Source organism: Paenibacillus swuensis (assembly GCF_001644605.1).
GTDB lineage: Bacteria > Bacillota > Bacilli > Paenibacillales > DY6 > Paenibacillus_N > Paenibacillus_N swuensis.
Genome location: NZ_CP011388.1, coordinates 188,083 through 209,711 on the forward strand (window position 1 = coordinate 188,083; position 21,629 = coordinate 209,711).

At 50.3% G+C, this 21,629-nt stretch carries 17 protein-coding genes; 3 read left to right on the forward strand and 14 right to left on the reverse strand.

Annotated features, from left to right (window positions below):
- Positions 1–19: 19 nt before the first annotated feature.
- The 9 genes from SY83_RS01050 to SY83_RS01090 all read right to left on the reverse strand — a co-directional run bounded on the left by SY83_RS01050 (position 20) and on the right by SY83_RS01090 (position 9,756).
- Positions 20–820, reverse strand: coding sequence for an alpha/beta hydrolase family protein (locus tag SY83_RS01050; RefSeq protein ID WP_068603450.1), 801 nt, complete (start codon positions 818–820; stop codon positions 20–22).
- 415 nt (positions 821–1,235) lie between these two features.
- Positions 1,236–2,609, reverse strand: coding sequence for a M48 family metallopeptidase (locus SY83_RS01055; RefSeq protein WP_231891344.1), 1,374 nt, complete (start codon positions 2,607–2,609; stop codon positions 1,236–1,238).
- A 20-nt stretch (positions 2,610–2,629) separates the two neighbouring features.
- Entirely contained in the window at positions 2,630–2,953 is a 324-nt protein-coding gene (locus SY83_RS01060; protein ID WP_082882236.1) for a hypothetical protein, read from the reverse strand.
- A 96-nt stretch (positions 2,954–3,049) separates the two neighbouring features.
- Complete coding sequence (locus tag SY83_RS01065; RefSeq protein WP_082882237.1) at positions 3,050–3,829, reverse strand: lipase family protein; 780 nt, start codon at positions 3,827–3,829, stop codon at positions 3,050–3,052.
- 137 nt (positions 3,830–3,966) lie between these two features.
- Positions 3,967–4,803: a carbohydrate ABC transporter permease gene (locus tag SY83_RS01070; protein ID WP_068603453.1), complete on the reverse strand. Its 837-nt coding sequence runs from the start codon at positions 4,801–4,803 to the stop codon at positions 3,967–3,969.
- Positions 4,793–5,680, reverse strand: a complete 888-nt coding sequence (locus tag SY83_RS01075; protein ID WP_068603454.1) for a carbohydrate ABC transporter permease — start codon at positions 5,678–5,680, stop codon at positions 4,793–4,795. Before SY83_RS01075 ends, SY83_RS01070 begins: the two co-directional genes overlap by 11 nt.
- Positions 5,681–5,752: 72 nt before the next feature.
- Positions 5,753–7,096, reverse strand: coding sequence for an ABC transporter substrate-binding protein (locus SY83_RS01080; protein ID WP_068603456.1), 1,344 nt, complete (start codon positions 7,094–7,096; stop codon positions 5,753–5,755).
- A 139-nt stretch (positions 7,097–7,235) separates the two neighbouring features.
- The gene (locus SY83_RS01085) at positions 7,236–7,994 is read right to left on the reverse strand and encodes a response regulator transcription factor (protein ID WP_068603458.1); all 759 of its coding nucleotides are present in this window, start codon (positions 7,992–7,994) and stop codon (positions 7,236–7,238) included.
- Positions 7,995–7,998: 4 nt separating this feature from the next.
- A complete protein-coding gene (locus SY83_RS01090; protein ID WP_068603460.1) occupies positions 7,999–9,756 on the reverse strand; it encodes a cache domain-containing sensor histidine kinase in 1,758 nt (585 codons plus the stop codon).
- A 223-nt stretch (positions 9,757–9,979) separates the two neighbouring features.
- Here SY83_RS01090 and SY83_RS01095 point away from each other — a divergent pair, with 223 nt between their 5' ends.
- Together SY83_RS01095 and SY83_RS01100 are read left to right on the forward strand one after the other, a co-directional pair.
- Positions 9,980–10,738 carry a tryptophan-rich sensory protein gene (locus tag SY83_RS01095; protein WP_082882239.1) on the forward strand — a complete coding sequence of 253 codons (759 nt, stop codon included), beginning with the start codon at positions 9,980–9,982 and terminating at the stop codon, positions 10,736–10,738.
- 134 nt (positions 10,739–10,872) lie between these two features.
- Positions 10,873–11,496 carry a DUF3298 and DUF4163 domain-containing protein gene (locus tag SY83_RS01100; protein ID WP_068603461.1) on the forward strand — a complete coding sequence of 208 codons (624 nt, stop codon included), beginning with the start codon at positions 10,873–10,875 and terminating at the stop codon, positions 11,494–11,496.
- A gap of 89 nt (positions 11,497–11,585) precedes the next feature.
- On the opposite strand, the gene SY83_RS01105 is transcribed toward SY83_RS01100, so the two are convergent.
- From SY83_RS01105 to SY83_RS01115, 3 genes are all read right to left on the reverse strand, one after another.
- Positions 11,586–12,062, reverse strand: coding sequence for a glutathione peroxidase (locus SY83_RS01105; protein WP_068603463.1), 477 nt, complete (start codon positions 12,060–12,062; stop codon positions 11,586–11,588).
- Positions 12,063–12,178: 116 nt separating this feature from the next.
- Positions 12,179–12,694, reverse strand: a complete 516-nt coding sequence (locus SY83_RS01110; RefSeq protein WP_231891345.1) for a DinB family protein — start codon at positions 12,692–12,694, stop codon at positions 12,179–12,181.
- Between the two features lie 113 nt (positions 12,695–12,807).
- Complete coding sequence (locus SY83_RS01115; protein ID WP_068603465.1) at positions 12,808–16,668, reverse strand: S-layer homology domain-containing protein; 3,861 nt, start codon at positions 16,666–16,668, stop codon at positions 12,808–12,810.
- Positions 16,669–16,994: 326 nt separating this feature from the next.
- On the opposite strand from SY83_RS01115, the gene SY83_RS01120 reads away from it, so the two are divergent.
- Complete coding sequence (locus tag SY83_RS01120) at positions 16,995–18,191, forward strand: M20 family metallopeptidase (RefSeq protein ID WP_082882240.1); 1,197 nt, start codon at positions 16,995–16,997, stop codon at positions 18,189–18,191.
- Positions 18,192–18,608: 417 nt separating this feature from the next.
- On the opposite strand, the gene SY83_RS01125 is transcribed toward SY83_RS01120, so the two are convergent.
- Complete coding sequence (locus SY83_RS01125) at positions 18,609–20,573, reverse strand: methyl-accepting chemotaxis protein (RefSeq protein ID WP_068603468.1); 1,965 nt, start codon at positions 20,571–20,573, stop codon at positions 18,609–18,611.
- A 26-nt stretch (positions 20,574–20,599) separates the two neighbouring features.
- Complete coding sequence (locus tag SY83_RS01130; protein WP_068603470.1) at positions 20,600–21,616, reverse strand: asparaginase; 1,017 nt, start codon at positions 21,614–21,616, stop codon at positions 20,600–20,602.
- Positions 21,617–21,629 lie beyond the last annotated feature (13 nt).

Below are 21,629 nucleotides of genomic sequence, written 5' to 3' on the forward strand. Positions count from 1 at the left end.
TTAGTGCCACCATTATAGCTTACCTGTCCCGATCCAACCAACTCCAGACCGCATCGGTGGTTAAAGTGAGATTGGCAACGCCTTCGGCATTCCGGTAGGCCTGCGACGTCCGAAAGTAATCCGCATGACCCCCGCGCAAACATATACCTGTTACACGCTCAGGTGCGTATAGCATCGAATTCCAGCGAGGTAACATTCCTTGAGCCTCATTCCGAATCTTTCCCAAACGCGAACGCGACCGATCCAAACCGCCCCAGCTGCCCAAACGCGTCACTCTGTCAGTAGGTCTGCCTGTCGCATTCGTTGCATAGAAGTAGGCGCTAATGGCACGGAGTTGATCGGGCAGGGGACTTTTGGGTGAGCCAATTTGGACAAGACGCCCCAACGGAAAGCCTTCATGCAAAAGTCGGAGTCCCGCATGGACCGCGGCGGTTCCCCCCGCACTGTGACCAACCAAATAAAGAGCGCCTCCGGCATAAGAAGCCTTGACGGCTTCCGCGGCGTTCAGCCCTCCCAATCGATCTTCGTATCTTGATGTGCGGTTTCGCCAAGGGAACACATCGCGCCGAATTTCCCGCAGCTGTGGAATAAGACGGCGGCTCCAGTTGCCATAAGGGTACACAATATCGATGCGTGCGGACACCCCTTTTGACCTAAACCTTGTAGAAAGTTCCCCCTGAAATCCATCAAAAAAATCAGGTGATGTCGCGAGCCCTGCCATAATAAAGAGGTGAACTTCCACTTTCTCCGGCATCGCCGTCCCTTTCGCCAATCCCGTAGCCCCTTCTGTGCTCATTCCTTTGACCGTTCCCTGTTTCATTCATATGTCCTGCCTTCTCCTTAGCGTGAATCTCCCGTTATCCCATAGACTCAGTAACCACTCTGGTGGTAATCCATGAAAACCTGCAAAGATCTAGAGCCACAACGCTTATTCCTACAAATGGCTAAAACATCGTTATCCCTTTAACTCAGCAACTTTTGTTTTTGAACCATTTATAAATTAGTTCCATTGATGGTTTCTCCGCAGCCCATAAACCCCCGTTATCCCGTTGATTCAGCTAATAATATTTTATAGATAGCAGACGCATATAGATAGCAAACGCACTTTGCTAACACTTTTAAGTATGAGTCAACGGGATCCAGCTCTTTGCTCACAACAATGCCGACTCCTGCTGAATCAACGGGATAACGCTCTGTGGGCACTGGGCAGCACTGATTCAATGGGATAAGCCAGCCTATTGCTCCACACCTTCACGTTGTCCCGCCTCCAAAGCGTAGATAATTCGCTCAAGCGCACTAGGGTGCGTGGAACGGAACAAGCGCACCAGCAGCGGAGGGTCCACATCGCTGAGCGAGGTGGCCGCCAGCTTCTGGTGCAACGATACCGCGGAGGCCGCACTCCCGTTGCCGATCAACTGCAAAGCGTAGCGGTCGGCTTCTTGCTCCGCATGGCGTGAAACGGCACCTGCAAAGGGAGCGCTCACAAAGCCTAGCAACGAGATCAGCAATAGCACCAACGGCAAGGCGGCGATATCGGCTTCTCCGCGGATCCCCCACCTTTGGCCCCAACCTGAAATGATATACCTGTAAACCGCTGAGCCGATCCAAAGCACGAAGAAGGAAGAAATTACCGCGCCTACAGCGCTCCATTCCAAGTGGTGCATTACATAATGCCCCATTTCATGCGCCATCACGATCAATACTTCTTCCGGAGCTAACCGGCCTAACGTCGTATCCCACAGCACGATACGGAGTGATGATCCGATGCCCTGTACATAAGCGTTCAACGCGTTTGTTTTTTCGGACATGTTGACTTCATACACGCGGCTGGCAGGAATTCCGGCCTTATCGGCAAGTTCCAGAATCGCCCGTTCCAGCTTTGGGTCGCTCAATTCGGTAAAGGTGTTGTACAGCGGATCAATCACAACGGGTTGAATATACATCATGAACAGGGTGAACGGGACGGACAACAGCCAGAGCTTGATCCACCACCGCCCGCCCCTGCGAATGAACCAGAAGGCAACTGCGGAGACGGCGAGTAATGTAACATAACTGATTCCGAACGAGAGCAGCTTATCCCGAATCCATCCGCCAACCGGTTGTACGGAGATGCCGAAGCCGCGAGAAAGGGAGTAGCCGACGATCCGTATAGGCAAAAAGAGCAAAAATGACGCCCCGCTCACCCCCAGCACGTACAACGGAAACCCCATCCATCGACCGGAAACCCATGATTGCGTTCTGCTCCGTAATGCCGCTGACCAACCGCTGAACAGCAAGAAAAGGTATATTCCCCACTCCCATGGCATGCTCACAAAGTAAAGCCAATTCCCAAGTAAGGAATACACCTGACTCCGGTCGATCTGAGCCGATGTTAGGAACGTTACGGGATCAGCCGCAGTCCCTTGAAAGCGGGTTGGAACCGTCCCTGTAGTGAACCACAGATAGACGGCTATGAGCACCGCAAAGCCCAGCCAGCCCCACAAGTAACGTCTTCCCCAGCGCCGCATGATATCCGCCCCTCCCATCCTTGCCTCCGCTATCCCGGGCACCTGTCTCGTTCGCTGCCTGCCTCGGCTCGCTATCCCGACACTTGTTTCATCCTCTTCCATGTCTCCACATATCCGCCAGTCTAAGCTTCGGAATCCTCTTCTTCACGCTGGCTAAGCTTCGCCTTAGCCGCTTCCACCAGTTGTTCATATAATTCATCATTATCTTCAATCAGGTCTTCCGCCGCGAACAGCTCGTCTTCACTGCCCGGCTCTCCGCTGAAGTGAAGGCCATAGCTCCATTCTTTCGCTTTACGGCTTTTTTGCAACGTGATGGCATAGGGATTCTTGTGTCCTTCCAACGTAAACTCAACTTGTCCCACATAGCCGTCTGCCCGGTTAAATGACATTTCAGCGCTCATAATCGTTAACATCGCACTCACCTTTACTTTCTCTTTTTCTACCATTATATTTCTCCCGGCCTCCAAAATAAACCTGTCCCCCCATAAACACAAAAAAACGCCCTTCGGCGTCCATGGGTAAAAGCACATACACACTAAACTCTAAGGACAAAAACCCGGGTTCTTATTGCACAACGCATCGGCGTAAGCGGGACTCTTCAACCTTATAGCAGCGAAATAATTACGCAACGCGTGATTGGCCGCAATGCCTCCTTTGCGAAAGGATATGGGCACTTCCCCCTTCACATGTGCATATTGAAACACCTGGCGGGTCTGCGCTGAACGATACACGCGAGGCGGCAGACTCGGCACAATGTCTTGCGTATTGGCAATCCTCCGGGAAACCCGAATCAACCGGTTGAACTTGGCCGCAAATGCGTCATTCCCCACCCGCGGAGACCCGAACGTATAGATTCTAGGCCGGCTGAACTTGGAATGAACCGCGACATCCACCGCGCATAAGGTAGCCAGCGCTCCTCCGAGGCTGTGACCCGTAATGTAGAGGGGCTTGCCCGAAGGAAGGCCGCGCAGCGTTCGCAGAATATCCTGTCGCATCGAAGCGTACAAAGCCGTGAACCCGCTGTGTGTCTTTCCCCCATTTCGAACAAACCGAAACGGCACTTGACCCGCCATGGAATCCGACACCCAGTCCTCGGCCGAGTCGGTTCCCCGAAAGGCGATCACGAACTCATTGGCACTCTCCAGAACAAACCCATATAACTCCTTCTTTGAATCAAGTAAGGTGCCCCGGAACACACCCACTTGTTTATATCCTCCCGCAAGAACATAATTCCCGCCCCGTTTATATTGCGTATACGCTTGCTCGCACAGTCCCGCAAACAGAATTGCCCGCCTGGCGGCAGGTCCCTTAAGCATCGCCATAGACTACCCCACCTTCAACATGATGCTGATGGCTTATCCTATGCGAACATTTGAAGAACTGCAGAGGCGAATAGTCGTCAGAAAGCACAAATAAGCCGATGCCTGCGTACACAACAGGACACCGACTTATCTGTGAACTATTTCAAACCTGTCAGAGCCACACCTTCGATAAATTTCTTTTGCGCAAAAAAGAACAGAATCAACAGGGGCAGCGTAGCCACCACGGATGCGGCCATCACCAGATGCCATTGGGTCCCGCTCTCGGAGGTGAACAGCGAAAGTGCCAAAGGAATGGTATAGAGATGACTTGAGTTCAGATACACCAACGGCTCGAAAAACTCATTCCAGCTATGCAGCAACGTGAAGATGGACAGTGTCGCAAGCGCCGGCGTCGCCAAGGGCAGCATGATGCTGACGAAGGTTCTGAGCGGCGAACAACCGTCAATCTTGGCCGCTTCATCCAGCTCCGATGGAATCGTGATATAGAACTGTCGGCACAGGAACACGCCGAACATCCCGCCCGCGCCCAACATCGGCGGAACAATTAACGGAAAATGCGTATCGACCAATCCCCAATTCGACATCCAGGCAAACAACGGAATTGTTGTCACCTCGGTAGGAATCATCATGGAGCTGAGAAGCACGAGGAAGATGACATTTTTGAACGGAAAATGAATTTTGGCAAAAGCATACCCGGCCAAGGCCGCAAAAAAGCACGTTCCCGCGGTTACGATTGCCGCAATATACAGACTGTTGAACAAGTACAGATGAAACGGGTGGGTTTGAAACAAATCCACGTAGTTCTGAAAGCGGACCGGACTAGGCAGCCATTGCGGCGGAAACAGAAAGATCTTCGTGAAATCTTTCAGGGATGTGGATACCATCCAGAAGAACGGCAGCAATACAATCAGCGAAACGATGCTAAGAACCGCATATTTAAGCGTGTAACGAAGCACTTTGTTGTTATTCCTCATGATGCACCCACCTCTTCCGGCCTACCCACTGAATGATTGTAAGGACCATGATGATAAAGAACAGCACGAACGCGATGGAGGACGCGTAGCCGAATTCGTACATTTTGAACGCTTGCTCGTAAATGTAGTATACAAACACATAGGTGCTTGTGCCCGGACCGCCGCCGGTCATCACGTAAATCTGTCCGAACACCTTCAAGGAACCGATAATGGTAATGATCAACACCATGAAAATCGCCGGTGAAATCATCGGCAAGGTTACGCTGCGGAACGTTCTCCACTTTGAAGCACCGTCGATCTTGGCCGCTTCATAATACATTTGCGGAACATCATTCAGGGCGGCAAGGAAAATGACCATGTTCATGCCTAACCCTTTCAACAATGTAACCGTCACAACCACGGGGATCGCCAAGCTCAGGTTGTATAGCCAGGCCTGCCCTTCGAAACCGAGCATCTTGATAATCGTATTCAATAATCCGTTATCGGTCTGGAAAATATATTTCCACACAATGGCCCATACCACCACTGAGGTCACCACAGGGGTAAAGATGGCGGTACGGAAAAAACCGATGCCGGGAATTTTCTCTTGTAGCAACATGGCCAGTCCCAACGTAAGAACGATGTTCACCGGGACCAGAATCAAGGTGAAATATAACGTATTTAAGGCGGTATCATAGAATAGCGGATCCGCGGTAAACATCCGTTTATAATTGTCTAGCCCAATAAATTTAGCCTCTTTAATCAGCGACCAATCCGTAAAGCTCATCATAAACGAAGTGATGATCGGACCCAGTAAGAAAATGCCGTAACCGATCACCATCGGTAGAATAAACAGATACCCGTACCACATTTCACTCTGCTTTAACTTGCCGTGCATACGCATGACTCCCTTCCCTGCACAGATGGTTTCGCCAAGCGTTACCGCTTGGCGAAGATCTGTTCATTTAATCTATTTCAGTAGAGGAGACACTTCTTTCTCCATCCGTTCCAACACTTGTTTCGGTGTTTCGGTCTTCGTGTACATCAAGTCCATCAAAGTTTGAACCTTCACATCAATTTGTTGCCAGTTCTGATGAAGCGGCTGCGGCCTTACACCACTGTTCAACGGACCGATGTAAGCGGCTTTAATGGCTTCCACCGACGGCTTAGGATCAATGTTCAGGAACACGTCGGATTCCAGAATGGATTTACGTATCGGTGCGAAGGATTTCGCCAAGTCGGTCGACCCTTGTTTGCCCGTCAGGTATTTCAACAACTCCAACGTTTCTTCCGGATGAGCTGTATCTTTCATAATTGCATAGCCGGCGATACCTACCGCGGACGGCGCGTCGGCTGCCGGACCTTTCGGCATTGGCGCGATGTCCCAATCGAAATTAGTAATCTTGCGAGCGTTATTGGAGAAGCTGAAGTTGTTGCGGTACATCCCGATGTTGCCGGATTCAAACGTCAGCTGATTACCCGGATCCACATGCGATTTGTCTGTAAATAACAGATCGTAGTAAAGTTTGAGCGCTTGTTCGCCTTCCGGAGAATTCAGCACAAACTTGCTGCCGTCTTCGTTAAACACATCCGCGCCGTGAGCCCAGAACGTATCGACGAGACCGTCCGTCCAACTCTTCCAAGAGTTGTTCGCTCCGAACAAATGCACGCCGTACACGCCTTTCGAAGAATCCGTCAACGTTTTGGCTGATTTCACAAATTCCTCGTATGTCCACTTGCCTTCTTTCGCTAACTCCAGAGGCGTCTTTAAGCCTTTCGCTTTAAACATATCTTTGTTGAAGAAGAGAACTTTAGGTCCCGATGTGAAGGATACCCCGTAGAGCTTACTGTCTTTGCGGAACAGGTCCATCGTTGTCGGGTAAATATCTTTCAGATCATACTCCGCGTCTGCTTCCAGGGAGCTGATATCCAGTAGTTGACCGCTGTCGAGGAATTGGGGAACCATCCGCTCGGACAACCAGACAAGATCGGGACCCGACTTGGAAGCCGACATAATCGATAATTTCTGTTGATAATCATTGAAAGGAATTAACATCACGTCCACCTTCACGTTCGGGTGGGTTTCCGTGTATTTCGCCATCAAGTCTTCGTATAATTTCTTGCGGTTCTCATCGCCCCAGATGCTTAGGTTCAGCTCTACCGGCTTTGCGTCGGATTCATTCTTCTTGCCGGAATTCTCGCCTGCTGCCGCATTCGTTGCTGTATTTCCATTGGTGTTTGTGTTGCCTGAACAAGCGGCAAGAATGGAAATCAGGAATACCAGTGTCATGCTGACGGATAACCATTTCTTCATCTTTCATACCCCTTTCGTCTCTAAACAAAGTTGAAATCCGCTATATGAAGCGCTTTCATAACTTATTATAGAGGTTGCCGCTCCGCGTCTAAATCCCGTAATATCGAGAAAAGGTACGGAATATCGTGCATGTTAACGCTTACTGTATTTGTTGTTCCCTATATTGCGTCGGTGTGACACCGAAAGCATGCTTAAATACGGACATGAAATGTTTGCTGCTGGCATACCCGGACATTTCCGCCACTTCATAAATTTTCAGATTCGTTTCCTTCAGCAATTTCTTAGCTTTGTTCATCCGGCATTCGATGACGTAATCGAAGAAGTTCTGGCCTGTCTCATTCTTGAACAATACGGATAGGTATTGATGATTCAGATGCACCTGGTCGGCGATGGATTGCAGGGAGAGATCATGGTCCAATCCGTCCAGAATCAACTGCTTCACTCTGCGAATGATATAACGGTTCTCTTTGCCCGAGGCCTGTGTTTCTTGCGGTTCCCCGGTTTGAAAATTCGGATTATGGGCATCAAGTTCGGCTTTAAGAGCCATGAAATATTGCATAAATTCCATGCGGTCCACCGGCTTGAGCAGATAACCCGCGACTCCGTAGCGAATCGCTTGCTGCGCGTACTGAAAGTCGCTGTAACCGCTGATAATTAACACAGGAAGCTTCGGATAGTCGTTCCGAAGCCTGCCGATCAACTCAATGCCGTTCATCTCTTTCATGCGGATATCCGTAATCACCACATCGGGCTCCGCCCCTTTATGGAGAATGGCTAAGGCTTCTTTGCCGTTACCCGCTTCGCCGATGACTTTAAAACCGCTGGCGACATCCTCAACCAGCGTCCGAAGTCCCGAACGGATCTGGATTTCATCTTCAATGAGCAGCACTTTGTACATTTCCTTATTCCTCCCAATGAAAAGGCAATTTAATGATAAATGTCGATCCCTTCTGATCAACAGAGTCGATCGAAAGACCATAAGCCTCGCCATAAAGCAGCCGCAGCCGCTGATGAATATTGCGCAGCGCATAGCCCTTTCCTCTGTGATCAAAGCCCTCCCGCTCCAAAGTCCAACGTTTCTTCGCATACATTCTCTCTTCAATCTCTTGAATGTTCTCCGGGGTCATCCCTTGGCCGTTATCGGAAACATAAATATATAAATCTTCTTCCATAAGCTCAGTTCTTATAACAATCGTTAACGGTTCTTCTCCCATCCCATGCTCAATGGCATTTTCCACAAGCGGCTGGATCAGCAGCTTGGGTACTAACGCATACATCAGTGAAGGATCCACATACACTTCGCTGTTGAGCTGCGCTCCCATACGGAACGATTGAATCTGCAGATAGGATTCCACGAACCGAATCTCGTCCTTCATATACACCGGATGCTCTTGTTTGTTCACCGTATATCGTAGCAGCTTGCCAAGACTGACGACAATATCCGAAATCTCTGTACGATGTTCCCTTATGGCCAACATATTAATCGATTCCAGCGTGTTATAGAGAAAGTGAGGATGAATCTGACTCTGTAAGGCCGATAATTCGGCATCTCGTTCCCTGATTTTCGTTTCATAAACTTCCGTAACCAGGCGTTCAATTTCACTGACCATCGTGTTAAATCCTTCTGTTAAATGACCAATCTCATCATGCGTAATAATGGCTGCCCTTTCATGAAACGACCCCCGTTGAACGGCTTTCATCTTCATGTGAAGTCTGCGAATCGGTGTTACGAGTCTATTGGACGCCAAGACCGCCAACAGATAGGCCGCGATTAACGATGCCATCGATATCAGCAGGGTAAAGGAAATGAGTTCTCCCGCTTCCTGACGCAGATCGCTCTCGGGGATTTCCGCCGTGACCCGCAGACCCGCTATTCTGGTGTATGCTTCCGCTTGAATCCATTCTTGGTTTCCATTGACCTTCTCTTGTTCGGCATCGGGGTAAATTAACGTCCCATTTTTGTCATAAATATAGATGTTGCTGTTTTCCGTAATTTGCGGTGTTGTGACAAAAGGTTGAAAGCCCTTTGGGGTCAGGTCAATTTTCATGATACCTATGGGTTGATGCGAGTAGGGCTCGCGTATGAGTCTTCCCAGAGAAATGACACGTTGTTGGCCTACCATGTAATAATTCACGTCATGCGGCGGCAAGATGACAAAGCTTCCCTGCTCTTGCTCCACGCTGCTCATCCATGTGTCTTCCTTCGGGTCCCAGATTCTTCTCAAGGTTGAATCCAGGTTACTAAACAGCATGCCGTCATTGGCAAACAACATCATGCTGCGCATCTCGGATCGTTGAAAAGACAGGGACGAAATGAACAGATTGAGCTTCAGATCCTCGCTTGTATTCAGATATCGGTCGGTTCTTGATAAGTCGGAGTGGTTGCTGAGCACTTGCAGAACGGTTGCGTCATAGAGCGGCGATGTGGTCAACCTTTCCATCTCGGCCATGTACGTATCCAGATTCATGCTGATTTGGGTAACCATATCTTCCGCGTACGCCCTTGTGTTATCTTGCAAGCCTTGCTTGTATTTGTCATAAATCATCGTTCCGCTCACAATAAACGGTATGGTGATCAGCATAAAGAACAGGATGATAAACTTGACCTTTAAAGGCACAAAAAGAGGCCCGGAACCCATCTTCCGCATCTTTGTGATCATGTATCATCATCCTGTTCCGTAAGTTATGGTGGGTAACGCTTACATTGCTTCAACCTTAGCATAACTTCCGACCTCGGTAAACGGGATAATGAAATGGCTCGACGTTACAGCCCTCGCTGCGGTTTTCTGTCCTGATTAACAGTCATGGAATGTGTTTAGAATTTAATAGCATAGAATAGTACAAGAACTGCAAATTTTGCTTGATTTAAAGGAGGAATTTCCGTTGCGAGGATTATATCGTTGGCTTAACATCATCTTTTTTCTCGGCATGATATTTATTAACTATCTCTCCGGCTCCCAAGGCTTGTTCGGCCGTTCTACCAGGGAAGTATCCGACATGTTCCACGTGAATGTAACACCTGCCGGTTATGCCTTCCTCATCTGGTCGGCTATTTACATTTTGTTGGCAGGCTTTGTCATCGTTCAGGCGTTACCGAGCAAGCAGGACAATGCGGTCATCCGGAATATCGGTCCGTGGTTCATCCTAAGCTGTCTGTTTAACGGCACTTGGATCTTTGCATGGCACTCCGTTAACATGGGACTCAGCACGTTGCTGATCGTGGGTTTACTGCTGACATTAATTGTGCTGTATATTAAAACAAGACCGGCCGCCTCGGATTCTGACCGGGTAAACCGCTGGTTGATCGCCCTGCCGTTCAGCATTTACATGGGCTGGATTTCCGTTGCCTCGATCGTCAATCTGACCATCTTCTTCAGTGAAGCCGGTTTTAACGGGTTTGGATTGTCCGGTGAAGTATGGGCGATTCTGCTCTTCATCATAGCCGCTTTGTTGGCTGTGTTTATCGGGATCCGCTTTAACGATCCTTACTACGGACTGGTCATTGTATGGGCATTGATTGCCATCGGAGTGGAGCAACAGGAAACCGTACCTTCGGTTACTTACGGAGCTTGGATTGTATCTGCGTTCATACTCATCTTTGAATTGATTATTATGGCCAAAGTTGTGCGCTCCACACGTTAGAGATGGAATGTTAGGGATATAAGTAATGGAGCCTCCATGTGAGGCTCTTTTTTCATATTTTTCGGAGCTTTAAGACACATCCGGGCGGGTCTCTTGAATAGGCTGAAAGATCCTACTTAGGAAAGGACTCCTCTATGACGAACTATGCTTATCCTGTCGGTATACAATCGAAATCCATGCCCACACCCGGCGGTTCCTTTAATTATCCTGCGATTACAGGCTTAAATAATACGGCGATTCAGGACAAAATGAACCGGGAAATTGTACAGCTAATGCAAGTAATGATGAAATCGCAGCAAGATTACCTGAAAGGGACCGATCCCGAGTCCATCGGAAACTATGAGATCAAGACCAACGAGCGCGGTATTCTAAGCCTTGTACTTAGCAGCTATGTATTTTCTTCTCCCATGGCGCACGGAAACACAATTGCGAGATCGCTTACCTTTGATGTGAAGACCGGGAAGTCTTATCAGCTCGCCGAGCTGTTCAAACCCGGTTCCGACTATGTAAAGACTTTGTCAGCGTTAGTAGCGGCCCAGATCAAGAGCCGGGATATCCAGACGCTGGAACCCTTCATGGCCATCTCTCCCGATCAGAATTTTTATCTGGCTGATAAAGCCCTTGTGTTGTATTTCCAACTTTACGAAATTACTCCGTATTACTTTGGCATCCCCATGTTCCCGATCTCTGTTTATGACCTTCAATCGATCGCGGTTGAAAATGGTCTTCTGGACGTATTATCCCAGCAGCTTTCTTGATAGGAACTATAGATGCCGCTGTAACAAAAAAAGGGCTTCCCTCAAGGCCTTAGCCTTATGGGGAGCCCTTCATTTCTTGCGCGACTAGTTTACAGCAATGCTTGAATATCCGATTCCATATCGAGAGGCGTCACTTGCGGCTCAAACCGCTTTACGACATTGCCTTCACGGTCAATCAGGAATTTGGTGAAATTCCATTTGATCTCTTTGTCCGCATCATCTGTAGGCGCGGTTTCCGTCAGATAAGCAAAGAGCGGATCTTTCGTGGCGTCCCGTACATCAATTTTCTCAAACATAGGGAACGACACGCCGTAATTCACCTGACAAAAGGAATCCACTTCATCATTCGTACCCGGCTCTTGCGCGCCGAACTGGTTGCACGGGAAACCGAGAATCACCAAACCGCGGTCCTTGTAAGTATCATACAACTTCTGTAAATCCGTGTACTGAGGGGTCAAACCACACTTACTGGCCGTATTCACGATCACTACGGGTTGCCCTTTGTACGTATCCAGGCTAATTTCCTGTCCTTTGATGTTGGTCATCGTAAATGAATAGATACTCATGAACTAGTACACCTCCGAGTAAAATCCGCAATTAAATTGCATACAATTTATTATAGGGAATTGACGTTCAGCTGTCAAATTAAAGAACCAGGCAACGAGGGATTATGCCAGGTACGCTATTGCGGCGCATTGGCTAACACGCTTTCCTTTACTTCTTCAATCTGCGCAATATGACGCTTCTCATGCACACCGATGAAATCGACCCATTGATTCCCGTCCATCAAACCGAATACCGGATGCGGATAGGATTTGCGCGCAAGGGTTTCTTCGTCATATTTGGCTAACAGGGAAGTGAGCGCTTCGCGGGATGAGTTCAGCCTCTGTTTAAGCTCTTCAAGCGACATGAAATGCGTAGGCGGTGTCAGCCCCTCTGGCGCATCCACTTTACGACTGCGATCCAGCGTGAGTTCGTAGGGCTTCTTCTCTGTCGGACGGTCTTCAGGATTGGCTAACACGCTTTCCAAAGATCGTACGATGATCGCCTCCATTCTGTAGACGTGTTCCATCACTTGAGCAATGTTCCAACGTCCTTCTTCAACTGCCTGATTCAATTGGCCGTCTGTCAACCCGTTAACGCTTGTCCAGAGGTCGACTCGAACTTGCTTCGTTCCATTCATTGCTTGTATTGACATCATCGCCAACTCCTTTATGTGTTCATTAAGCTCAAGAGGCGTTTCGTGAATCAATTTTAACCAATAAAGAAGGAGCACACGCCTAAGCGCTGCTCCCCCATCATAACATGTGATTACTTGGCGTTCAAAAGGTCGTTAAACCGCACTATAACTTCCGCCAGCTTACCTCGAGTTACCGTTTCCTGAGTGTCAATCGCTCCGCTCGCGAATAATCCGGATGTGATTGCGGTCTCAACGGATTTGGCAGCCCACTTTGAAACTTTAGGGGTGCTGGCTGACGTTACCGATTTCATCAGCAAGCCGTTGGCTTCCGCAATACGAACTAATAGTACGGCAAGCTCTTCATAAGTCAGTCCCTTGTCCGGCATAAATTTGCCTGTACCTGTACCTGAAAGGACCTTGGCTTCTTTGAGAGCGGTAATATAAGAAGCGTGCCAAGCGTCAGCCTTTGTATCTTCAAAAGCCGCGGTTGCACCTAAGTCTCGCAAGTTTAGCAGTTTCGCTGCGATCGTGGCGAATTCCGCACGTGAGACTATGCCGGAGGGTTTGAATTGTTGATTGCCAATTCCTTTCACGATCCCTTTGGAAGCTAAGTTTAGAACCGCTGCGGAGACCGTTGCATCCGTGTTCATGTCTGTAAATGTTCCTTCGTAGTGGAATACAGCGACAGTTGCCGGTTGCAAGGCGTTTATGCTCCATGTGTTGTTGATTATTGCGGCATTGACCGGATACCAGCCTTCGCTGTTGGCTCCCAATGTTCCGCCCTTTCCTTTAACCATAACCACAATGCGATTCTTGTCCAGCTCCTTGGCCGGCGTGTAACTCCACGTTAGAGTTACAGGTGTTTGGAACCGCTCCAATGCTTTACCGTTTGACTCGGCAATAAGTCGGATTCCTTCTGTCATGGAAGTATATCCGCTTAGCGTCGCCTTCGCTTTCTCTAGAGCCAGCAGAATGGGACCGTTGCCTGGTTCCAAAGCTTTTGGCGGTAATGTCACCTCAGCGCCGCTGCCTTTGAACAGGATGCTGATTCCTGCACTGTCGGCTTCCGTTAGTACATTGGCCGGTACATTCCATTGTACCCGGGTTATGTCGGCAGCGGGTGCGGTGTCGATTGTGATGGATTTCAAACCTGCTGTAACGGCTGCTTTAATGGATTTAATAGCCGCTTCCGCGGATATTTCCGTTGTCGATGTTTTGGCGCCTGTTAACGAATCGGTTCCTAGCTTGGTTTGATGCTTAGGCTCGGTTGTGACAGGTCCGGGATCCGGATTCGTAACAGGTGGAGATGTTGGGTTCGGGTTCGGATTCGGCTCTGGTTGTGGTTCTGGTTGAGGTTCTGGCTGTGGTTCTGGATTCGTATCCGGTAAGGTGCCTTCGTTGATTGCTAAACCCATGCCTCTGATCGTATAACGTTGGTCTTTAATGCTAAGTACCGTTTTGTCATTCTTGGTGAAGGTAACCAGATAACTTGGATCTGTTTCATCTGTAACTCCATACGCTGTCTGATGTCCGCTGTACGCGAGCTTCTTCATTAACTCTGTCGTTTGATAACCGGCAAAAATATCTGTACTGATTGGTAAAGGAGTAGTCGTATCTGCGCCTGTGAAATTAAAATCCGAGTGATTACTCTTTGCCGTATTTGTCGAGAAATCATACGTATCCCCTTCAGTCAGGTAGTGGACCGTTATTCCCTTGACACTGAATTTCTCTCCGGTCCCCGATGGGCCATACTCCGCATTCGCAGCATCCAGAACGAAGACTGCACCAGTCCCCGTTACGGTTCCAATGCTGCCTGAAATGCTGATTCCTGTATCCTCGTCGATGCCGAGGCCAATGGACTTGCCGGATTCGCGCATGGCGACAACCAATCGTCCTAGACGTCCCCGCGCATCAAAGTGCGAATCCGAAATGACATTCGCTGGCAGGAAGCCAAAGCCTTTCATCAGACCGGATTCATCGGTAGTCGTACTCCCGATCCACTTGGACGCAATCGTGCTCTCGATGAAATCATTTCGCTTCAGATCCAGGTAGCTTACACCGCCGCCGAACATGATGTCGCTCAACACATGGTCGCCCGCGCTGGAACCCGCAATCACACCGCCGCTGAAGTATACGTTACGCATCGCTCTCAAAGCCGGCGTATCTCCACCGGCATCGGTGAGGAAACTGCGCGCATGCAAGGCTTGGTCTCCTCCGGCAAGGAATACGGATGTTGCTTCAGCAATGGTTTTCACAACATCCGGATTTACGGAATCCTCGTCGTAGTATTTGCTTTCAATTCGAACCAAGACAGGATCAAATCCCTGTAATATCCACTCTTTCTCAATGGACACCGTTGATCCGGCATCGTTATAGTATTCCGCCTTCGCGGCGCTCCAGCTGGATTTGGATGACATAATATGCGCAATCACCGGCAATCGTCCGCCTGCCGCTTTGCGAACCGCTTGGTGAAGCGGATCGTTCGTGATCTTAAATGCGCCGCCGATCGGCAACACATTTCCGTTCTGTGCCGCATTGCCGAATGCATCCTTAACGGAAGGCTTCAACCGAAGCTTAAACAGTCCGTTTTCCGGAACTAGAATCGGGTCTATTTGGATTGCGGCCGCAGGGATATTGTCCTCGTACGTTGTCCAGGTTACGGACCCCGCATTGGCGGAAAGGCTTACCGGGAAGGATTCATTGTTATTCGTAACCAGCTCCGCTGAAGCCAATAAGTCTGATGCCAAATCAATGTTTAGCGTGTCCGCGCTCAGCGGCTCATTAAAGTAAACATACACATTATCCGTCACACCCGGCTCCGGCATAACCACCCGTGCTACCGGTCCGTCCGTGTCCGCTTCCGCAGGCAGAGTTACCGTAGGCGTTGCGGCATTCATGGCCAAATCCCTAACGGAAGACGCATACGTAAGCTTCAATCTTTCACCTTGTTGTAATACTAATCCGGGCAATGCCACTTTCAAAATATCAGGACGAATCGATTCGACAGTACCGAAGTCCTTCACCAGAGGGAATGGCACACCAGTTCCGTCTTCCTGTAGAATCTCTACGGAATCGAACAAGGCATCCGCCGTGTCCAGATTTTCCACTTGATCATGCAGATCTTCCGAGAACACAATGTAGAACTTACCATTCGTTCCCTCGGTCGGTTGATAAACGGATCCAACAGGAGCCACGGCATCGGCAATGTCTACATTTTTGGAGCCGTAAGCTTGGATTGTGTAATCCGCATGGTTGTAGATGACATAGCTGATCGTCGCGTTCCCGTAACGTAAAGGAGTTACCAAGCCTGTTTCCGAATCTACTTCGGCTTTCAGCGGAGCGGAAGAGTACCAGACTAAACTCTCATCGTCGCCCGGTACCGGTGTACCTGAAGCCTGGATCGGTTTGTTTACTTCCGCGGCCGGTACGACAGGAGCCTGCTCCGCTGCCGTGGGAGCGGACGTTAGCACGCCTTCCCATACCGGTTTAAAGTCGAAAATCGTAGAGTAAAGTTCATCATCTCCGCTGATCAACAGAACGTGGGCAGCAGCGTATTTCTCCGCTCCGGATAGTAGGTTCCAACCGGAAGCACCAACCTCGTTCAGGCTTTCCGCCAACTCCGATGCGGGGTATTCATCGTAAATTTTATCGTTTGCGGTTCCTAAGGCAAGAGCCCGGTGCAATGCGCCTTCAAAATCATCAACCGTTGAAAAGCCGCTTCCCATTTCATCCTTCTCATCGAGCAGAGCGTAAGGAACGTCCGTGCCTTGCGATGTTCCTGACAGCGATGTCCAACCTCCCGGATTCAACTCCGCCAGAGCAGCTTTAACAGCAGTCTTATCCGATGCGGCATTGACTTTAACTCTTGTGCTATCCATTGTTGCGACGCCTCCTGATGCGTTGGACAACCCGGCGCTCCCGAACGTTAATGTTGCCGCCAGCAGCAAGGCCGTCCATGACTTGACTTTCCCCTTCATTACATGTTCACCCAATCTTGTTTCCTCCTCTTTCTCCATTCCATAACGTACTAGTAAGGAAACTAGCAAAATCCGAGCCAAGTATGAAATGTAAGCAAAATTAACATGGGAAGAGTGTATGTGGCGCTATGGTCACGGAACTGCTCCGTTTTGTGCTTCCATGTGTCATCCTAGTTGGTATTCTTCGGCAATGGGATAGACCCATCTGGCAACCAGTTTTGAGCATTTAAGTACATTTGATGAGGATTTGATCATAATTTGAATGGGTACTTAAGTGGCATTATTTTTGCTAGTAGATGATGAATAGATTTAAGCAACAGTTGAGCAGGGAGATGACAGCTATGGATTTGGAGAAGCGCAAGGTGGCCCAGTGGATTGAAGGACAACATGCGGTATGGAATGCCGCCAGCAGAACCATCTGGGAAAACCCTGAACTCGGGCACCGTGAAGTGAAAGCTGCCCAGTTATTAAGCGGAATGTTAGAGGAATTCGATTTTCAGGTTACCAGGGGAACCGCGGGGTTGCCTACAGCCTTTCATGCATGCTATGACTCGGGCAAACCCGGTCCACATATTGCTTATTTGTCAGAATACGATGCGTTGCCCGGACTGGGTCATGCGTGCGCGCATAATATTATCGGCGTTATGAGCTTGGCTGCAGCCGTGTCTCTAAGAGCGGTTGTGGACTCCCATGGCGGAGCTGTTTCCGTCTTCGGAACACCGGCCGAGGAAACGAGCGGAGCGAAAGTAACGCTCGCTGAGCAAGGTTACTTTAAAGGCATTGACGCCGCCATGATGGCACATCCGGCTTCCGTTTATGAACGGAGCGGGAAATCTTTGGCATTGGAAGCTCTGCAGTTTGAATTCCACGGACGCTCCGCCCATGCGGCTTCCGGGCCGCACAAGGGAATTAACGCATTGGACGCGACCCTGCTGACATTCACGGCCATTAATGCTTTGCGGCAACACCTGACGCCGGAGGTCAGAATACACGGTGTTATTACGAAAGGCGGCGAAGCGGCCAATATCGTCCCGGACTACGCCTGTGCGCAGTTCTACGTTCGCACCGCTTCCAAGAACACATTGCCTGGCATTGTGGACAAAGTGAAGAACTGCGCCGAAGCCGCCGCGTTAGCTACAGGCTGCCGTTTGGAGATTTCAAATTACGAGCTCGGATATGATGACTTAATGACGAATGAAGCGTTGTCGGACCTGTTCACAGGTAACTTGGTAGCGTTAGGTGTTCCGCCTGAGAAGATCAAGCAAGGCTTGGATCACGGATCGATCGATATGGGAAATGTGAGTCATGTGGTGCCGGCCATTCATCCCTATGTGCAAATGCCGGATTGTCCCTACGGAGGGCACACCGTCGAATTTCGCGATGCCGCAGGGGATGAGCGCGGGCAGCATGCCTTGTTAATGGGCGCCAAGGCGCTGGCTTGGACCGGGTTGGATTTGCTGACACAGCCGCTTTGTCTGCAAGACGTCAAGGATGAGTTTGCCGCGAGAAAAGGATTGGAGTCCAGTTTGGTAGTCTAGTTTGCAGTGGAACGCCAAAAAGAGGTTAAACCGTATTAGGGTTTAACCTCTTTTAATTTAGGCTGTTGTTTGTTGTCACCTGGAGTCACCTCAGCGTAAACAGTTACCGTCTTATGTTGCAGTTTTCCATTAATGTACCTTTAAGTAACTATTTACTCTCGAGTGTTGTGAACTTTCTTTATTTCTCAGCACTCGAGATTGTCGGCGGCGTATTAAGTAACGAATTCTCTCGTGTGCAGTCACCGCAGCACACTAGAGAATTCGGTTACCTTTTTTATGAAATACTCTTAGGACAGCCGAATATAGCGTATTTGGCTAGCACATGAGAGTAAACAGTTACCGTCGCCGGATTTAGCGAAATTGAGTGTCACCTCAACGTAGACATTTACCGTCATGCCATGCACCAACTCCACTTTCCTATAACCGAAACTTCCCCGCCTCCGCCACTAGCCGATCCGCTAACATCTGCACCTGCTCCGCTTCCTGCCGGATGGCGCGCACCGCCTGAAGCTGTTCGTCGCTGACCGAGACAATCCCGTCCGAAGCGGCGGCGGACTCTCTGGAAATCAGCTCAATCTCATGCATCCCCCCGACGAGTTGCCCCGAGGATGCCTTCACTTCGCCGAAGGATAAGCGGATCGCCTCGATATCACCGGCCATACGCTGCATCTGGGTCGCTATCGAACCAAAGGCTTCCTCCGTCTTCTGGACCGCCGCATCCTGCTCCGTGGCTCCAAGCTCCAGCAGCCGCACGCCCTCTCGCAGATGAGACATTCCGCCCTCCATTCGGCCGATGGTCTCATCGATTCTGCGCACTTCGCTCTTCGTCTTGTCGGCCAACTTCTTAATTTCCTTCGCCACATAGGCGAAGCCGCGCCCATGAGCGCCGGCATGAGCCGCCTCGATGGATGCATTGATTGCAATCAAGTTAATCATTTCCGACATCTGCCGAACCGTATCCACCATGCGCACAATCGCTTTCCCGTTGTCGGAAGTTTCCCGGACGTCTTCGATCAGCTTGGCCGAGACCTCGCTATACTTGGCATGCGCGAGGGATAAACGTTCCATCTCGGCAAGCCCCCGCTCGCCTAATTGTTGCGAGCCCGACGTTAGCAGGGCAATACGCTCCGCGGAATCGTTAACCTGACGAATCTGCACATCAATGTCGGCCAGCTGCCCCAGCCCTTCGCTCATACGCCGCTCCTGTTCACCGGCCCCCGCCGCAATCTGCCGAACCGCGGCGCCTGCTTCCTCCGTGTGCGCCTCCGTCTGTTGCGACGCGGCGGCCAAAGCGGAAGCCGAATCTGAAAGTTGATTCGAAGCGTCCAGCACACCGCGGAACGCTGCTCCCACATGCGCGGCCATATCGTTGAAACCGTCGGCCAGCTCAGACAACTCTTTGCCTTTCACACCGCTGACCCGGTACAGCAGGTTCCCTTGACCTATAATCCGGGCCCCTTTCAGCAACTCCTCTATAGATGTGAAGAGTGCGCGGGTTATAGCCAATCCAATCCATATCATGAGCAACACAGCAACAGCCGCAGACAGTCCCAGCAGCACCGTCATGCCGGAACGCGTCCGATCCCGATCCTGTTCCATCTCGATCAGATTCTGCGCCAGACGGTTGTTAACCGAAGAAATTTGCTTCTGCAACCGCTGTTGATTATTTTGTAAATCACTTGTTAATTGAGTTTGGGATTGTGCCAAAGCGACCAACCGCTCAAACAACTCACCATACTTGTTTAAATTACGCATAAGTATGGCCCGCTCCGCCTCCAGCATTACCGTAGAGCCCTGCAGAGAGGCACGCATCTCCCGGAAACGATTGAGGAACGTTTCGGCCACAGCCGCATCCCGTCTCCACAGGAAATCCTTCTCCGTCTGCCTGAGGTACAACATGCCGGACAACAGTTCTAATTGATTGTTGGCTCTAACTGTATTTTCAAAAGAAGTGGCGGAATAAACCATATCGGTAGTCAAAGCGTTCATATCTCCGACGTTGCCGATTAACCCCTCAAACCCCTTGCCATAGGACGCAGCGTCTTTACCCATTTGCGAAACAGCAGATGCCTCCTCTGCATTTCCGGAAATCACTTGGTACTCCCTAATGGATGTATCCAGACGGGTCAGAGACTGCTTGACGTCATCGCCAAGCTTTGGATCCAATGCAGCCAGCAATTGGCTTTCGCCCAATTCGATTTCACTTAACGTCTCACGGATTCTTGCTCCCGCGTCCTTGGCCTCGAGCACGTTCTTTACCCGCTCATCCGACCTGCGCGATTCCCATTGGGTATAGAACACAGCCAAACTTAACAGCACCAGACTTAATACAGCAATACCTGTCAACAATATCAGGTTGTACCGAATCCCTCTGTGCAACATCCCACCACTTCCGCTTCTTTGCAAAATTAAACCACTGCCGCGCGCAATGTAAATACCGGTTCAATCGTTCCAACCGGAGTATGTGCGCGATTCCTTAGCGTCGGTGTATGATACGATGCCAAAGCAGCTTGACGCTCGTCGCTAAGCGCGCCCAATTGGCGTAACGTCTCCATGACCGCGGGAAAAGCGGCGCGAATATTACCGTCCTCCACTTTCACCGCGATACCGAGCCCTTCCCGCGGCAACCCGACGCCATAGACGCCTTCCGCCCCCGCCTTAGCCACCAGATCGCCGCTGGCAACCCGCATTAAATCAGTGCATAACACTTCACGGCCTGCCACCATCTCCGGATGGGCGGTCATCGCTTTCACTATGCGGGACACCGCAAGGCGCAACTGATTCGACTCCAGACCTTCCGGCCGGGCAAACCGAGCATAAATCAAAGCCATTCGGTCGAGCCCCATCCCGTACGTCGGCACGCCGCAGCCGTCGATAGCCACGGCTAATGAATCCGCGGACAAGCCGGTAACCTCGCACAGGGTTCCCGCAATCATACGCTGCACAGGATGTTCAGGCAGATGATAAGCTTCGATGTCGCTCTGCAGAAATTTCGCCAGGGCCAACATGCCCGCATGCTTGCCAGAGCAGTTATTATGCACCGTGCAAGCCTGTCCTCCGCCCCGGAGCAGATTCTCGGCGCTTTGCGGATCATAGGGAAGATGCGATCCGCATTGCAATGCCGACTCATCCAGCCCCAGGCGGTGCAGCATACCGCGCACCGTGTCCACATGCATCTCTTCCCCATTATGGGAGCCGCAGCAGATGGCAATCTCCCGGTCGGACATCAGAAACCGTTCCGCGGCGCCGGATTGCACTAAAGGGATCGCCTGCACCGGTTTAAGCGCGGAACGGGTAAAGGTCAATCGTTTGGGGTCCCCGACCGAATATAATAATTTACCTGTCGCATCCATGACGGCGATATGCCCGCGGTGCTTGCTTTCCGTGTAGGGCCCCCTCTTAACCACAACTAAATCTTCTTCCATGCGGGACCTCCCT

Excerpts from the sequence above, each read along its gene's own strand:
- SY83_RS01050 (WP_068603450.1), bottom strand. The coding sequence starts at position 820 with ATGAAACAGGGAACGGTCAAAGGAATGAGCACAGAAGGGGCTACGGGA.
- SY83_RS01055 (WP_231891344.1), bottom strand. The coding sequence starts at position 2,609 with ATGGAAGAGGATGAAACAAGTGTCGGGATAGCGAGCCGAGGCAGGCAG.
- SY83_RS01060 (WP_082882236.1), bottom strand. The coding sequence starts at position 2,953 with ATGGTAGAAAAAGAGAAAGTAAAGGTGAGTGCGATGTTAACGATTATG.
- SY83_RS01065 (WP_082882237.1), bottom strand. The coding sequence starts at position 3,829 with ATGGCGATGCTTAAGGGACCTGCCGCCAGGCGGGCAATTCTGTTTGCG.
- SY83_RS01070 (WP_068603453.1), bottom strand. The coding sequence starts at position 4,803 with ATGAGGAATAACAACAAAGTGCTTCGTTACACGCTTAAATATGCGGTT.
- SY83_RS01075 (WP_068603454.1), bottom strand. The coding sequence starts at position 5,680 with ATGCACGGCAAGTTAAAGCAGAGTGAAATGTGGTACGGGTATCTGTTT.
- SY83_RS01080 (WP_068603456.1), bottom strand. The coding sequence starts at position 7,096 with ATGAAGAAATGGTTATCCGTCAGCATGACACTGGTATTCCTGATTTCC.
- SY83_RS01085 (WP_068603458.1), bottom strand. The coding sequence starts at position 7,994 with ATGTACAAAGTGCTGCTCATTGAAGATGAAATCCAGATCCGTTCGGGA.
- SY83_RS01090 (WP_068603460.1), bottom strand. The coding sequence starts at position 9,756 with ATGATCACAAAGATGCGGAAGATGGGTTCCGGGCCTCTTTTTGTGCCT.
- SY83_RS01100 (WP_068603461.1), top strand. The coding sequence starts at position 10,873 with ATGACGAACTATGCTTATCCTGTCGGTATACAATCGAAATCCATGCCC.
- SY83_RS01105 (WP_068603463.1), bottom strand. The coding sequence starts at position 12,062 with ATGAGTATCTATTCATTTACGATGACCAACATCAAAGGACAGGAAATT.
- SY83_RS01110 (WP_231891345.1), bottom strand. The coding sequence starts at position 12,694 with ATGTCAATACAAGCAATGAATGGAACGAAGCAAGTTCGAGTCGACCTC.
- SY83_RS01120 (WP_082882240.1), top strand. The coding sequence starts at position 16,995 with ATGGATTTGGAGAAGCGCAAGGTGGCCCAGTGGATTGAAGGACAACAT.
- SY83_RS01125 (WP_068603468.1), bottom strand. The coding sequence starts at position 20,573 with ATGTTGCACAGAGGGATTCGGTACAACCTGATATTGTTGACAGGTATT.
- SY83_RS01130 (WP_068603470.1), bottom strand. The coding sequence starts at position 21,616 with ATGGAAGAAGATTTAGTTGTGGTTAAGAGGGGGCCCTACACGGAAAGC.